General features: G+C 59.6%; 13 protein-coding genes. 9 read left to right on the top strand and 4 right to left on the bottom strand.

What is annotated here, in order from left to right; genetic code table 11:
• Positions 1–120: 120 nt before the first annotated feature.
• The 4 genes from ACYZTW_RS05375 (at position 121) to ACYZTW_RS05360 (ending at position 4,202) form a co-directional block, all read left to right on the top strand.
• Complete coding sequence (locus tag ACYZTW_RS05375; protein ID WP_462004029.1) at positions 121–1,095, top strand: amino acid ABC transporter permease; 975 nt, start codon at positions 121–123, stop codon at positions 1,093–1,095.
• Between the two features lie 60 nt (positions 1,096–1,155).
• The gene (locus ACYZTW_RS05370) at positions 1,156–1,884 is read left to right on the top strand and encodes an amino acid ABC transporter ATP-binding protein (RefSeq protein ID WP_462005706.1); all 729 of its coding nucleotides are present in this window, start codon (positions 1,156–1,158) and stop codon (positions 1,882–1,884) included.
• A gap of 46 nt (positions 1,885–1,930) precedes the next feature.
• Positions 1,931–2,758, top strand: a complete 828-nt coding sequence (locus ACYZTW_RS05365; protein ID WP_462004028.1) for a transporter substrate-binding domain-containing protein — start codon at positions 1,931–1,933, stop codon at positions 2,756–2,758.
• A gap of 160 nt (positions 2,759–2,918) precedes the next feature.
• Positions 2,919–4,202, top strand: coding sequence for an NAD(P)/FAD-dependent oxidoreductase (locus tag ACYZTW_RS05360; RefSeq protein ID WP_462004027.1), 1,284 nt, complete (start codon positions 2,919–2,921; stop codon positions 4,200–4,202).
• A gap of 207 nt (positions 4,203–4,409) precedes the next feature.
• Here ACYZTW_RS05360 and trxB read toward each other — a convergent pair whose 3' ends face one another.
• Complete coding sequence (gene trxB, locus ACYZTW_RS05355; RefSeq protein WP_462004026.1) at positions 4,410–5,372, bottom strand: thioredoxin-disulfide reductase; 963 nt, start codon at positions 5,370–5,372, stop codon at positions 4,410–4,412.
• A 315-nt stretch (positions 5,373–5,687) separates the two neighbouring features.
• Here trxB and cysZ point away from each other — a divergent pair, with 315 nt between their 5' ends.
• Together cysZ and ACYZTW_RS05345 are read left to right on the top strand one after the other, a co-directional pair.
• Positions 5,688–6,440 carry a sulfate transporter CysZ gene (cysZ, locus tag ACYZTW_RS05350; protein WP_462004025.1) on the top strand — a complete coding sequence of 251 codons (753 nt, stop codon included), beginning with the start codon at positions 5,688–5,690 and terminating at the stop codon, positions 6,438–6,440.
• A 40-nt stretch (positions 6,441–6,480) separates the two neighbouring features.
• Positions 6,481–7,680, top strand: a complete 1,200-nt coding sequence (locus tag ACYZTW_RS05345; RefSeq protein WP_462004024.1) for a glycosyltransferase family 4 protein — start codon at positions 6,481–6,483, stop codon at positions 7,678–7,680.
• A 119-nt stretch (positions 7,681–7,799) separates the two neighbouring features.
• On the opposite strand, the gene ACYZTW_RS05340 is transcribed toward ACYZTW_RS05345, so the two are convergent.
• The 3 genes from ACYZTW_RS05340 to ACYZTW_RS05330 form a co-directional block, all read right to left on the bottom strand.
• The gene (locus ACYZTW_RS05340; RefSeq protein WP_462004023.1) at positions 7,800–8,903 is read right to left on the bottom strand and encodes an NADH:flavin oxidoreductase; all 1,104 of its coding nucleotides are present in this window, start codon (positions 8,901–8,903) and stop codon (positions 7,800–7,802) included.
• Positions 8,904–9,057: 154 nt separating this feature from the next.
• Entirely contained in the window at positions 9,058–9,540 is a 483-nt protein-coding gene (locus tag ACYZTW_RS05335) for a glutathione peroxidase (RefSeq protein WP_462004022.1), read from the bottom strand.
• 123 nt (positions 9,541–9,663) lie between these two features.
• Positions 9,664–10,149 (bottom strand): FKBP-type peptidyl-prolyl cis-trans isomerase, encoded by a 486-nt coding sequence (locus ACYZTW_RS05330; protein WP_007901600.1) that lies wholly within the window; start codon positions 10,147–10,149, stop codon positions 9,664–9,666.
• Between ACYZTW_RS05330 and ACYZTW_RS05325 the strand changes: the two genes are divergently transcribed.
• From ACYZTW_RS05325 to ACYZTW_RS05315, 3 genes are read left to right on the top strand one after another with little or no spacing between them, the layout of a single operon-like run.
• Entirely contained in the window at positions 10,118–10,456 is a 339-nt protein-coding gene (locus ACYZTW_RS05325; protein ID WP_056742973.1) for a DUF3565 domain-containing protein, read from the top strand. The genes ACYZTW_RS05330 and ACYZTW_RS05325 overlap by 32 nt on opposite strands.
• 60 nt (positions 10,457–10,516) lie before the next feature.
• Entirely contained in the window at positions 10,517–12,616 is a 2,100-nt protein-coding gene (gene pta, locus ACYZTW_RS05320) for a phosphate acetyltransferase (protein ID WP_462004021.1), read from the top strand.
• The gene (locus ACYZTW_RS05315) at positions 12,617–13,522 is read left to right on the top strand and encodes an acyltransferase (protein ID WP_462004020.1); all 906 of its coding nucleotides are present in this window, start codon (positions 12,617–12,619) and stop codon (positions 13,520–13,522) included.
• Positions 13,523–13,526 lie beyond the last annotated feature (4 nt).

Raw genomic sequence — 13,526 nt, 5'->3', positions numbered from 1 at the left:
CGATCAGGGACTGACATAGCGAATTATGTTCGCTTGTAGTCCCCAATTTTGCGTCGCAATACTGGCCGAATACCCCTTTTACCAAGCGAGATCACTACCACCTACAAGCCTGAGGCCGTCATGTATCACGACAATATAATTTATAAAAAAAAGTCCAATGATCCTCAATTCCTGCTTGGCGTAGGCGTGGTGCTGTTTCTCGGCTCCTACCTGATGAACCTGGGCAACAGCGCCCTCAGTCATTTCCTCCATCCGCTGTTGGGCAATACCCCGGATAGTCTGACCGCTCGCAACATCGCCATCGGCCTGGCGATTGCCGCACTGGGCACGCTGAACTTTCACGTCCTCGGACGCTTGAAATTCAAAGTGCAGACCACCGTGGTCTGGATCGAACTGCTGATCCTGTTCCTGGCGTTCTTCGACACCTTCGACCTCTCTTACAGCTTCATCCTCGACAAGATCGGCTTCCTGATCATCCAGGGCGCTGCAACCACGCTGTACATTTCCGCCATCGCGATTGTGATTGCCTTCGTGCTGGCATTGATCGGGGCCGTGGCCAAGCTGTCGAACAACGGCCTGGCCAACGCCATTGCCTCGTTCTACACCTCGTTCTTTCGCGGTGTTCCGCTGCTGATCCAGATCTACCTGATTTACCTGGGCCTGCCGCAACTGGGTTACGTGGTGGACGCAGTACCAGCCGGCATCCTCGCGTTGTCGCTGTGCTACGGCGCCTACATGACCGAGATTTTTCGTGCGGGCATCCAGAGCATTCCGGTGGGTCAGTGGGAAGCCTCACGAGCCCTGGGCATTAGCCCGTTCAAGACCCTGAGCCGGGTGATCATGCCGCAAGCCTTGCGGGTGATCATCCCGCCCACCGGTAACCAGTTCATCGCCATGCTCAAGGACAGTTCGCTGGTGTCGGTGATCGGCGTCTGGGAATTGATGTACCTGGCCAAGACCCAGGGCCGCGCGGACTTCCGCCACCTGGAAATGCTGATCACCGCCGCGATGATTTACTGGGCCCTGTCGTTCATCCTCGAACGGGTGCAGGCGCGAATCGAAAAACGGGTCAACCGATCCATCGCAAGGGGCTGATGCGTGATGACTACGGCAGAACGAATCGACCTGGCACCTGTTGCGCAGGCCAGCCCCTCGATGATTTCCATCATCGGTTTGAACAAGTGGTACGGCGACTTTCACGCATTGCGCGATGTCGACCTGAACGTCGCCACGGGTGAAATCCTGGTGGTGTGCGGACCATCGGGCTCGGGCAAGTCGACGATGATTCGCTGCATCAATCACCTGGAAAACTTCCAGAAAGGTCACATCCAGGTCAACGGCATCACCCTCACCAGCGAGGCCGAGAGTGTTAGCGCCGTGCGCCGGGAAATCGGCATGGTGTTCCAGAGCTTCAACCTGTTCCCGCATTTGAGCGTGCTGGACAACCTGACCCTGGCCCCGCAACTGGTGCAAGGCGTGTCGAGCGCCGAGGCGAAAAAACGCGCTCAGGTGTACCTGGAACGGGTGCGAATTGCCGAGCATGCGCACAAGTACCCTTCGCAATTGTCCGGCGGCCAGCAGCAGCGCGTGGCGATTGCCCGGGCGCTGTGCATGAACCCCAAAGTGATGCTGTTCGACGAACCAACCTCGGCCCTCGATCCGGAAATGGTCCACGAAGTGCTGGACGTGATGGGTGAGTTGGCCACCGACGGCATGACCATGATTTGCGTAACCCACGAAATGGGTTTTGCCAGCAAGGTCGCCGACCGCGTGTTGTTCATGGACCAGGGCCAGGTCATCGAACAAGCCACCCCTGCCGAGTTTTTCAACAACCCGCAAACCGAACGCGCACAGAAATTCCTGTCACAGATCATTGGTCACTGAGTACCGCTTTGCCCCTTCATAACAATAACGATAAGTGGAGATGGACATGGTCAGCAAAAAACACGTAATCGCAGCCGCAATGTCGCTGGTGTTCGTCGGCGCCGCCAACGCCGGAGCCGTACTGGACAAAATCCAGAGCAGTAAAACAATGACCGTCGCCACGTCGGCGACCTGGCCACCCCAAGGGTTTATCAACGACAAGAATGAAATCGACGGGTTTGATATCGACGTTTCCAAGGAGATCGCCAAGCGCCTCGGCGTCGAGGTCAAGTTCATCACCCCTGATTGGGACGTGATCACCGCCGGCAAGTGGAACGGGCGCTGGGACATGTCCGTGGGCTCGATGACCGCCACCAAAAGTCGCGCGCGCATTCTCGATTTCCCCGCGACCTATTACTACGTGCCCTATGTGTTTGCGGTTCACAACAAATCCACACTCACCGACCACAAAGCCCTCAATGGCAAAACTATCGGTGTCGAAGGCGGCACCACGTCCGAGGACTACCTGAACCAGGCGCTGGCCATCGAAGCAACCGACCTGCCGCCGGTCACCTACGACGTACAGACCAAAAAGATGAAAACCTATGCCGGCTCCCTTGGACCGCTGGATGACTTGCGACTGGGCGACGGCGTTCGTCTCGACGGCATCCTCACTCAGCGCAGCACGCTGGAAGCGGCCATCAAGAAAAACTACCCGCTGCGGGCCATCGACAACGGCGTGGTGTTCTACGAACCCCTGGCCATTGCCACCGACAAGGGTGACGCGGAGTTGAAGGCCAAGCTCGGTGAGATCATCGGAGCGATGCACAAGGACGGCACGTTGACCAAGCTGTCGACCAAGTGGTACGGCGTGGATTACTCAACGGTCAAGTAACACCGCCCACCTGTGGGAGCGAGCCTGCTCGCGAAGGACGTCAACGATGACGCGGTCTGTCTGAATGCACGCGTCGTCCTTACGTTTTTTCGCGAGCAGGCTCGCTCCCACAAAAGCCAGAGGTTCACTTCACTGACCGGAAATTTCTCAAGGATTGACCATGTCCTTCCCCACCACCTGGTATTCCCAAACCTCGCTGCCCCGCGCGGCCAGACCCGAACTGCGCACTGACGAAACCTGTGACGTCTGCATCATCGGCGCCGGGATCGCTGGCCTTACCGCCGCCCTGGAACTGACCCGACGGGGCAAACGCGTGATCATCCTCGAAGCCCGGCAAGTCGCCTGGGGCGCGTCCGGTCGAAATGGCGGCGTGGTCTCGCCGGGCTGGGCTCAGGGTTCGGGAGCGATCCGCAAGAAACTTGGACTGGAACAGGCCAAGGCGCTATTTCAAATGTCGGTCGAGGGCGTGGAGATTGTCCGCCGCAACATGGCTGAATTGGCGCTGCCCGGTTGCGATCCATCCGCCGGCACTATTCAGGTCAAGCGTTACGACGACAGCGCTGGCGTGAAAAACCACATCGACACGATGCGCCGCGACTTCGGCTATGAACTCAACTTCCTCGACACCGCCCAAGTCCGCGAACGGGCTCACACCCTGCGCTATTTCCAGGGCATCGAGGATCCGAAGGCGTTGCACTTTCACCCGTTGAATTATTGCCTGGGGCTGGCCCTCGCCATCGAAGCCGCGGGAGGCCGGATTTTCGAACAATCAAAAATGCGGGCCTGGCGTCACGAAGGCGCGGACAAAATCGTCCAGACCGCCAACGGCACTGTGTGCTGCCAGGACCTGGTGTTCTGCGCCGGCGGTTACGGCGGCCCGGAGCTGCAAAAACTCAGCCGCGCCTACCTGCCCATTGCCACCTACGTGGTGCTGACCGAACACCTGGGCGAGGCGATCAAAAACGTCCTCGACTCCGGCGCCGCGTTCTCCGACGACCGCCGCGCCTCGGACTACTACCGCGTGGTCGAAGGCGATCGCCTGCTCTGGGGCGGACGCATCACCACCCGCAACGAACAGAACGAAAAGGCCCTCGCTGCCATGCTCAAGGCCGACATGGTCTCGGTCTATCCACAACTGGCCTCGGTAAACATCGAACTCGCCTGGTCCGGCCTGATGGGGTACTCCACCAACAAAATGCCCAACCTGGGATTGCTGGAACCGGGCGTTTGGGCCTGCACCTCGTTTGGCGGCCATGGCATGAATACTGGCTCGATTGGCGGCAGGGTCATCGCCGAAGCGGTGTGCGGGGAAAGTGCGCGTTATCAGGTGTTCAAACCGTACTTGCTGGACTGGAACGGCGGGCCGTTCGGACGGGTTGCGGCCAATGCGCTCTATCAATCATTGAAACTCATGGATTTCGTTCAGGAGCGGCTCAAGGGCTAAGCTGCAACGCCCCCCCTGTAGCAGCTGGCGAAGCCTGCGTTCGGCTGCGCAGCAGTCGCAATTCGGGCCTGCATAGTCTTCCTGATACACCGCGAGTTCTGATTTTACGACTGCTGCGCAGCCGAACGCAGGCTTCGCCAGCTGCTACAGGGTTCCTCTGCGGACACAAAAAAACCGGCCGAGGCCGGTTTTTTTGTTTCTACAGAATCAGAACGAAGCGTTCTGCAGGTCGTCGAGGTAGCGCTCGGCGTCCAGTGCCGCCATGCAGCCGGCGCCGGCCGAGGTGATGGCCTGACGGTAAACGTGGTCAGCCACGTCACCGGCAGCAAAGATGCCTTCGAGGCTGGTGGCAGTGGCGTTGCCTTCACGACCGCCCTGCACTACCAGGTAGCCGTCTTTCAACGTCAGCTGACCTTCGAACAACGAAGTGTTCGGGGTGTGGCCGATGGCGATGAACACGCCGTCGACTGTCAGCTCGTCGAAGCTGCCGTCATTGTTCTTCAGGCGAGCACCGGTCACGCCCATGTTGTCGCCCAGGACTTCATCCAGAGTCGCGTTCAGCTTCAGCTCGATTTTGCCTTCGGCAACCCGGGCATTCAGCTTGTCGATCAGGATCTTCTCGGCGCGGAAGGTTTCGCGACGGTGGATCAGGGTGACCTTGCTGGCGATGTTGGCCAGGTACAACGCCTCTTCAACGGCGGTGTTGCCGCCACCGACCACGGCCACTGGCTTGTTGCGGTAGAAGAAACCGTCGCAGGTCGCGCAGGCCGAAACGCCTTTGCCCATGAACGCTTCTTCCGACGGCAGGCCCAGGTAACGAGCGCTGGCGCCGGTGGCGATGATCAAGGCGTCGCAGGTGTAGGTCGCGCTGTCGCCGATCAGGGTGTAAGGCTTGGAAGCGAAGTCCACGGCATTGATGTGATCGAAAACGATCTCGGTTTCAAAGCGCTCGGCGTGCTCTTTCATGCGTTCCATCAGCGCCGGGCCGGTCAGGCCGTGGACGTCGCCAGGCCAGTTGTCGACTTCGGTGGTGGTGGTCAGTTGACCGCCGGCTTGCATGCCGGTGATCAGCAATGGCTTGAGGTTGGCACGGGCGGCATAGACCGCGGCGCTGTAACCGGCAGGGCCGGAACCGAGAATAATCACTCGCGAATGACGGACTTCAGACATGACCTGCTCCTGTTGACCGGGCCGAAACTTCTGGCGCGGAACGCCGGGTTGCCGGCGGGAATAAAAAAGGACCGTTGAAAGCACTTGGGGAAGGCTTGAGCCTCGACAGTCCTGTAAAAAGATTGGGTGCAGCGTATCGAGGGGGCGAAGATTAAGGAAATACGGTTTAACAATCCAGCTCATAGGCGGTCTCTATCCCATCACGATGGATACATAGGCGCCTTTGTTACAGTTAATGTCGATGCTGCTACCGCGCTTTCGCCCGTCAGACAAAGCCGGTAAGGTCGGCGCGTTTCCCTCTGCCCGGAGCACGTTATGCCCGCACCCGTCCTGTCTGGACCGCAATACCTGCGCGAAGGCCTCAAGCTGGTCCTGAGCCCCAGCCTGCGTTTATTCGTGTTGTTGCCGCTGGCAATCAACCTGGTGCTGTTCGTCGGATTGATTTATCTGGCCGGCCATCAATTCAGTCTGTGGGTCGATACGCTGATGCCGACCCTGCCCGACTGGCTGAGTTTTCTCAGCTACATCCTCTGGCCGATTTTTGTGGTGCTGGTGGTGTTGATGGTGTTTTTCACCTTCACCATGCTGGCCAACGTCATCGCCGCGCCATTCAACGGGTTCCTCGCGGAAAAAGTCGAAGTCGTGGTGCGCGGTACTGACGACTTCCCGACCTTCAGCTGGGGCGAACTGATCGCCATGATTCCCCGCACCCTGGCCCGGGAGATGCGCAAACTCGGCTACTTCCTGCCGCGCGCCATCGGGTTGTTCATCCTCTCGTTCATTCCAGTGGTGAACATCATCGCTGCGCCATTGTGGCTGCTGTTCGGGGTGTGGATGATGGCGATCCAGTACATCGACTACCCGGCGGATAACCACAAGCTGGGCTGGAACGAGATGCTCGCGTGGCTGCGCCAGAAGCGCTGGCAGAGCATGAGTTTCGGCGGGAGTGTTTATCTGGTGCTGCTGATTCCGGTGGTCAACATCCTGATGATGCCGGCGGCTGTGGCGGGGGCGACGTTGTTCTGGGTGCGTGAACGCGGCGCGGAAAACCTGGTGGTCCAGCGCTGATTCGGTCACAAATTCATCATCCCACCGTCACACTGACGACATGGCCTCAGCCGACACTGAGGCCATGACGACAGCTCTGCATATCACTCTGATCACCGAAACCTTCCCTCCCGAAATCAACGGAGTGGCCAATACCCTCGGCCGCTTGTGCGACGGCTTGCGCGCGCGCGGGCATCAGGTGGAATTGGTGCGACCGCGTCAGGGTTGCGATCAGCAGTTGAGCAGCAACGATGCGTTGTTGCTGTGCCGGGGCTGGCCGCTGCCGGGTTATCCCGGTTTGCAATGGGGTCAGTCGTCGATGCACAAGCTGCTGCGGCGCTGGAAACGTCATCGGCCGGACGTGCTGTACATCGCCACGGAAGGACCGCTGGGGTTGTCCGCATTGCGCGCGGCACGGCGCTTGGGGATTTCGGTGGTCAGCGGCTTCCACACCAATTTCCAGCAGTACTCCAGTCAGTATGGGCTTGGACTGCTGACGCGATTGCTGACCCACTACCTGCGCTGGTTTCACAATCGCTCGACCTTGACCCTGGTGCCGAGCGTGAGTCAAAGAATGGAATTGGAACGCCGGCATTTTGAGCGCCTGGCGTTGCTATCGCGTGGGGTCGACAGCCAATTGTTTCACCCGACCAAACGGATTAACGCCCTGCGTGAGAGCTGGGGATTGGGTAACGACGACATCGCTGTCATCCACGTAGGACGTCTGGCACCGGAGAAAAATCTTGGCCTGCTCAAGCGCTGCTTCGACGCACTGAAAGCCACTTATCCACAGCGCAAAATACAGTTGATTGTGATCGGCGACGGCCCGCAACGAGCGGCGCTGGAGCAGGAACTGCCCGAGGCGGTTTTCTGCGGCTCACAACGCGGCGAAGCGTTGGCCAGTCACTACGCATCCGGTGATGTATTTCTGTTTCCGAGCATGACCGAAACCTTCGGCAATGTCGTGCTTGAGGCGCTGGCCTCTGGATTGGGTGTGGTGGCGTACGATCAGGCTGCAGCGGCTCAGCACATCCGCCATGGCTACAACGGCGTACTGGCGATGCCGGGGGACGAAGAAGCGTTCTGCGATGCCGCGTGCTGGCTGCTGGAGGAGCGCGAAACCTTGCGCTGCGTGCGGCTTAATGCGCGCCAACATGCGAGTCGGCAGGGTTGGCCGGCGATTATCGAGCAGTTTGAGGGGCAGTTGCGCGGGGCTTGTGTGGGGGAGCAGTTGGTTCCGAATGCACCGACCTTGCCCTGAATCTTGGGTGACATTTAATCAGTCTTCGCGAGCAGGCTCGCTCCCACACTGGATTTGTGCATGACGCACAACCACTGTGGGAGCGAGCCTGCTCGCGAAGGCGTCAGTCAAGGCGCCGCTTAAACCAGGGTCATCAACGCTTCACGGCTGAACGGCAGGATGTCTTCTTCACGGCCGTCACGCACTTTCTGCGCCCAGTCCGGGTCCACCAGCAGCGCACGACCCACCGCCACCAGGTCGAACTCATCATTGTTCAAACGCTCCAGCAGTTTTTCCAGACTGGCCGGCTGCGCGATCTTGTCGGTGTTGACCATGAACTGCAGGAACTCGCCGTCCAGGCCGACGCTGCCCACGGTGATGGTCGGCTTGCCAGTGAGTTTGCGGGTCCAGCCGGCCAGGTTCAGCTCGGAACCGTCGAACTCCGGCTCCCAGAAACGGCGCGTCGAGCAGTGGAAAATATCCACGCCGGCGTCGGACAACGGCTTGAGGAATTCGCCCAACGCCTCCGGTGTTTGCACCAGACGCGCGGTGTAATCCTGCTGCTTCCATTGGGAGAAACGGAAAATAATCGGGAAGCCTTCACCGACCGCTGCACGCACCGCCTGAATCAGTTCAATGGCGAAACGCGAACGGTTGGCCAAGCTACCGCCGTATTCGTCGGTGCGCTGGTTGCTGCCTTCCCAGAAGAACTGGTCCACGAGGTAGCCGTGGGCACCGTGAATTTCCACGCCGTCCATGCCAATGCTTTGGGCATCTTTGGCGGCCTGGGCGAACGCGGCGATCACGTCCTGGATATCTTGCTGGGTCATGCCGTGAACCACGACCTGACCGTCCTTTAATTTCTCCGACGGGCCGTAACCCGGCACGCTGGCATCCGGCTCGGTGCCGATGCGGCGCACGCTGCCGACATGCCACAGCTGCGGAACGATCTTGCCGCCTTCAGCGTGAACCGCGTCGACCACTTTTTTCCAGCCGGCCAGCGCTGCTTCGCCGTAGAAATGCGGCACGTTCGGGTAGCCGTTGGAAGCCTTGTGGCCGACGGTGGTGCCTTCAGTGATGATCAGGCCAACACCCGCAGCGGCGCGGCGACGGTAGTACTCGATCACTTTGGAATTGGGAATGCCACCCGGCGAAAACGAGCGGGTCATCGGCGCCATGACGACGCGAGTCGGCAATTCGAGGGTGCCGAGGTGGAACGGTTTGAACAGGGCTTTGACGGGCATGGGACGCTCCACGGAAATAGACTTTATGACGGCGATAATATTGGCAGTGGAGAGCCTTGAACAGCACTATTGATTTAGGTGATTAAGGATCAAAAGACAGAAAGCAAAAGATCGTCCGAAGGTTCGGGCCACGTTCGGACGATCTTTTGATCTTTTAGCTCAGCGCTTTTTCAATCGCATGAACGACAGACGGATCATCCGGCGCCGTACGCGGCGAGAACCGCGCCAGCACGCGACCATCCTTGCCCAGCAGGAATTTTTCGAAGTTCCAGGTAATGTCCCCGGGAAATTCAGCACCCTCGCCCGCCAGCAGACGGTACAGCTGATGACGATCGTGACCGTTGACTTCCAGCTTGCTGGACAACGGAAAGGTCACGCCATAGTTGAGGCTGCAGAAATCCTGGATCTCTTTCTCGGTGCCCGGCTCCTGCCCGGCAAACTGGTTGCACGGCAGGCCCAGCACACTGAAGCCTTTGGCCTTGTATTGCTGGTAGAGGTTTTCCAGCGCCGCGTATTGTGGGGTCAAGCCACATTTGGAGGCGACGTTGACCACCAGCACGACGTGCCCCTTGAAGGGCGCCAGAGGTAGCTCCTGACCATCCAGGCCTGTCAATTTAAGGTCGTGAAAAGCACTCATGACGAACTCCAAATTCCCGTGTTCTTCTCGAAACAGCCACTTGGCGGTGTCACCAGGGACAGCCGCGGACTAAAAAGGCGCCCCTCGGGCGCCTCTCCAGTTCTCTGAGCTTAGCGCAGAAAATCAGTGGTGATGGCCACCTTCGCCATGGACGTGACCATGAGCGATTTCTTCCTGACTGGCATCACGGATGTCGATGATCTTGACCTGGAAATTCAGACGCTGACCGGCCAACGGGTGGTTGCCGTCGACGGTGACATCGTCGCCGTCCAGATCGCGAATGGTGACGATCTGCATCTGGCCGTCCGGAGCGGATGCGTGGAACTGCATGCCCACTTCCAGCTCATCGACGCCTTCGAACATGCTGCGGCTCAGGGTGCTGACCAGTTCGGCAGCGTATTCGCCGTAGGCATCTTCAGGTTCTACGGCGACAGTCAGTTCGTCACCGACGGCTTTGCCTTCCAGAGCCTTTTCCAGGCCCGGAATGATGTTACCTGCGCCTTGCAGGTAGACCAGCGGCGCGCCGCCGGCGGAGCTGTCGATGACCTCACCAGCGTCGTTGGTCAGGGTATAGTCGATGGAGACAGCCTTATTGGCGGCGATCAGCATGGGGCGAGACCTTTTGCATAAGAATGAAGAATGGCCAAGTTTAGCGAAGCAATCGCCCGAAAGCGAACACAACCCGGACAGACGGGTGGCGGCGAAAGGCTCGACGGTCACAGGCTTCCATCAGGATGAGGACGGGCACTGGGTGGCCGAGCTTTCCTGCGGCCACACCCAGCACCTGCGCCACCAGCCACCGTGGCAATCGCGCGCCTGGGTTCTGGACCCCGCGCAACGTATTGAAAAAATAGGCCAGCCCTTTGATTGTGGTTGGTGCGCACAAGGCTCGGTTAGCGATAACCTTGGCGACTGAATTTCGGTAAACGGCCAGACATAGGTCGTCACCATTGCCATGCACCTCCAGAGAATTCGCATGCAAACTTTTTTTATCGCGCCCACCGATTTTGGTGTGGGTCTGACCTCCATCAGCCTCGGGCTGGTACGTACCCTTGAGCGGGCCGGCCTCAAAGTCGGCTTTTTCAAACCGATTGCCCAGCCGCACCCGGGTGACACCGGGCCTGAACGGTCCACTGAACTGGTGGCGCGCACTCACGGTTTGAAACCGCCTCAGCCGCTCGGTCTGGCGCACGTCGAGCGCATGCTCGGCGACGGACAGCTGGATGAGTTGCTCGAAGAAATCATCACGCTCTATCAGCAGGCGGCTGTCGGCAAAGATGTGCTGATCGTCGAAGGCATGGTCCCGACCCGCAGCGCCAGTTACGCCGCGCGGGTCAATCTGCATTTGGCCAAGAGCCTCGACGCCGAAGTGATCCTGGTCTCGGCACCGGAAAACGAAGTGCTGACCGAACTGTCCGGCCGAGTGGAATTGCAGGCGCAATTGTTCGGCGGCCCGAAAGACCCGAAAGTCCTCGGTGTGATCCTCAATAAGGTCAAAACCGAGGAGAGCATGGAGGCCTTCGCCTCACGCCTGAAGGAACACTCGCCATTGCTGCGCAGTGGCGATTTCCGTCTGCTGGGTTGCATCCCGTTCCAGCCGGAATTGAACGCCCCGCGCACCCGCGACGTCGCCGACCTGATGGGCGCGCAGATCCTCAACGCTGGCGATTACGAAACCCGGCGCATGACCAAAATCATCATCTGCGCCCGCACCATGCGCAACACCGTGGAGCTGCTCAAGCCCGGCGTGTTGGTGGTAACCCCCGGCGATCGCGACGACATCATCCTCGCCGTTAGCCTCGCGGCCATGAATGGCGTGCCTCTGGCCGGCCTGTTGCTGACCAGCGACACCTTGCCCGACCCGCGCATCATGGACCTGTGCCGTGGCGCCTTGCAGGCGGGCCTGCCGGTGTTGTCGGTGAGCACCGGTTCCTACGACACCGCCAACCAGTTGAACGGTTTGAACAAGGAAATCCCGATCGACGACCGCGAGCGCGCGGAGATCATCACCGACTTCGTCGCCAGCCACCTGGACGCCAACTGGCTGCACCAACGCTGCGGCACGCCACGGGAAATGCGCCTGTCGCCTGCCGTGTTCCGTTATCAATTGATCCAGCGCGCCCAAGCCGCCAACAAGCGCATCGTTTTGCCTGAGGGCAGCGAGCCTCTGACGGTGCAAGCCGCGGCGATCTGTCAGGCGCGCGGCATTGCCCGTTGCGTGTTGCTGGCGAAACCGGCGGACGTCGAAGCCGTCGCTCGCGCCCAAGGCATCGAACTGCCGCCGGGGCTGGAAATCCTCGACCCGGACCTGATTCGCGAGCGCTACGTCGAGCCGATGGTCGCCCTGCGCAAAACCAAAAGCCTCAACGCGCCGATGGCCGAGCAGCAACTGGAAGACACCGTGGTGATCGGCACCATGATGCTGGCGCTGGATGAAGTCGACGGCCTCGTGTCCGGTGTCATTCACTCCACCGCCAACACCATCCGCCCGGCCCTGCAACTGATCAAGACCGCGCCGGGCTGCACGCTGGTGTCGTCGGTGTTCTTCATGCTCTTCCCCGAGGAAGTGCTGGTCTACGGCGATTGCGTGATGAACCCACACCCGAGCGCCAGCGAACTGGCCGAGATCGCGCTACAAAGTGCCGACTCGGCAGCCGCATTCGGCATCACCCCGCGTGTGGCGATGATCAGCTACTCCAGCGGTGAATCGGCCAGCGGTGAAGAAGTCGAGAAGGTTCGCGAAGCAACATTGCTCGCCCACGAGCAACAAAACTCGCTGTTGATCGACGGCCCGTTGCAATACGACGCCGCCGCCAACGAAACCGTGGCCAAGCAGCTGGCACCGAACAGCCAGGTCGCCGGTCGCGCCACGGTGTTCGTCTTCCCGGACCTGAACACCGGCAACACCACCCACAAAGCGGTGCAGCGCAGCGCCGACTGCGTCAGCCTCGGGCCGATGCTGCAAGGCCTGCGCAAACCGGTGAACGACCTGCCGCGCGGCGCGCAAGTCGACGACATCGTCTACACCATCGCGTTGACCGCGATTCAAGCTGCCAACCGACCTTTGGATCTTTAAATGCTGGATTCTCTACCTGCACCCCTGCGAGGCGTGATTGCCTCGCTGCTGTTGGCGCTGAACACGATTGCCTGCTGCACACCGCTGTTCATCGTGGCGATCTTCAAACTGCTGCTGCCCTTCCCCGCCGCCCAGCGTTTTACCGATTGGCTGATGAGCCACATCCACGAAGCCTGGATCAGCAACAACAAGGCCTGGATGGACTTGCTGGGGCACACGCGCTGGACGCTCAGCGGCCTGGAAGGTCTGGACTATCAGCACTCGTACCTGATCACCAGCAACCACCAGAGCTGGGTCGACATCATGGTGTTGCAGTACGTGCTGAACCGGAAGATTCGCCCGCTGAAGTTCTTCCTCAAACAGGAACTGATCTGGGTGCCGGTGATTGGTCTGGCGTGGTGGGCGCTCGGCTTTCCGTTCATGAAGCGCTACTCCAAGGCCTACCTGGAAAAGCACCCGGAGAAGAAAGGCAAAGACCTGGAAACCACCCGCAAGACTTGCGACAAGTTCCGTAATAACCCGGTGGGGATTTTCAACTTCGTCGAAGGCACGCGCTTCACCAAGGGCAAGCATGCGCAGCAGAAATCTCCGTTCCGCCACCTGCTCAAACCGAAGGCGGGCGGCATTGCGTTTGTGCTGGATGCGATGGGTGAGCAGCTGGAATCCATCGTCAATGTGACGATTCACTACCCAGGCGGGCGTCCAGGGTATTGGGATTTGCTCTGCGGGAATGTGAAGGATGTTGTGGTGCATTTCCAGGAATTGAAGATTCCGCCGCAGTTTATTGGCAAGAATTACGACCAGGATGGCGAGTATCGACTGCAGTTTCAGGGCTGGATCAACCAGCTGTGGGACGACAAGGATGCGTTGCTTGCGCAGATGCATCGCGAGTATCCAGCGAAATAGTCCG

This window comes from Pseudomonas sp. LB3P25, from assembly GCF_054897985.1.
The sequence above is the reverse complement of the archived record's forward strand: the minus strand, read 5'-3'. Positions and strand labels throughout refer to the sequence as shown.

Bases quoted from the DNA above. Each gene is read 5' to 3' on its own strand.
- ACYZTW_RS05375 (WP_462004029.1), top strand. From the start codon at position 121: ATGTATCACGACAATATAATTTATAAAAAAAAGTCCAATGATCCTCAA.
- ACYZTW_RS05370 (WP_462005706.1), top strand. From the start codon at position 1,156: ATGATTTCCATCATCGGTTTGAACAAGTGGTACGGCGACTTTCACGCA.
- ACYZTW_RS05365 (WP_462004028.1), top strand. From the start codon at position 1,931: ATGGTCAGCAAAAAACACGTAATCGCAGCCGCAATGTCGCTGGTGTTC.
- ACYZTW_RS05360 (WP_462004027.1), top strand. From the start codon at position 2,919: ATGTCCTTCCCCACCACCTGGTATTCCCAAACCTCGCTGCCCCGCGCG.
- trxB (WP_462004026.1), bottom strand. From the start codon at position 5,372: ATGTCTGAAGTCCGTCATTCGCGAGTGATTATTCTCGGTTCCGGCCCT.
- cysZ (WP_462004025.1), top strand. From the start codon at position 5,688: ATGCCCGCACCCGTCCTGTCTGGACCGCAATACCTGCGCGAAGGCCTC.
- ACYZTW_RS05345 (WP_462004024.1), top strand. From the start codon at position 6,481: ATGGCCTCAGCCGACACTGAGGCCATGACGACAGCTCTGCATATCACT.
- ACYZTW_RS05340 (WP_462004023.1), bottom strand. From the start codon at position 8,903: ATGCCCGTCAAAGCCCTGTTCAAACCGTTCCACCTCGGCACCCTCGAA.
- ACYZTW_RS05335 (WP_462004022.1), bottom strand. From the start codon at position 9,540: ATGAGTGCTTTTCACGACCTTAAATTGACAGGCCTGGATGGTCAGGAG.
- ACYZTW_RS05325 (WP_056742973.1), top strand. From the start codon at position 10,118: ATGGAGACAGCCTTATTGGCGGCGATCAGCATGGGGCGAGACCTTTTG.
- ACYZTW_RS05330 (WP_007901600.1), bottom strand. From the start codon at position 10,149: ATGCTGATCGCCGCCAATAAGGCTGTCTCCATCGACTATACCCTGACC.
- pta (WP_462004021.1), top strand. From the start codon at position 10,517: ATGCAAACTTTTTTTATCGCGCCCACCGATTTTGGTGTGGGTCTGACC.
- ACYZTW_RS05315 (WP_462004020.1), top strand. From the start codon at position 12,617: ATGCTGGATTCTCTACCTGCACCCCTGCGAGGCGTGATTGCCTCGCTG.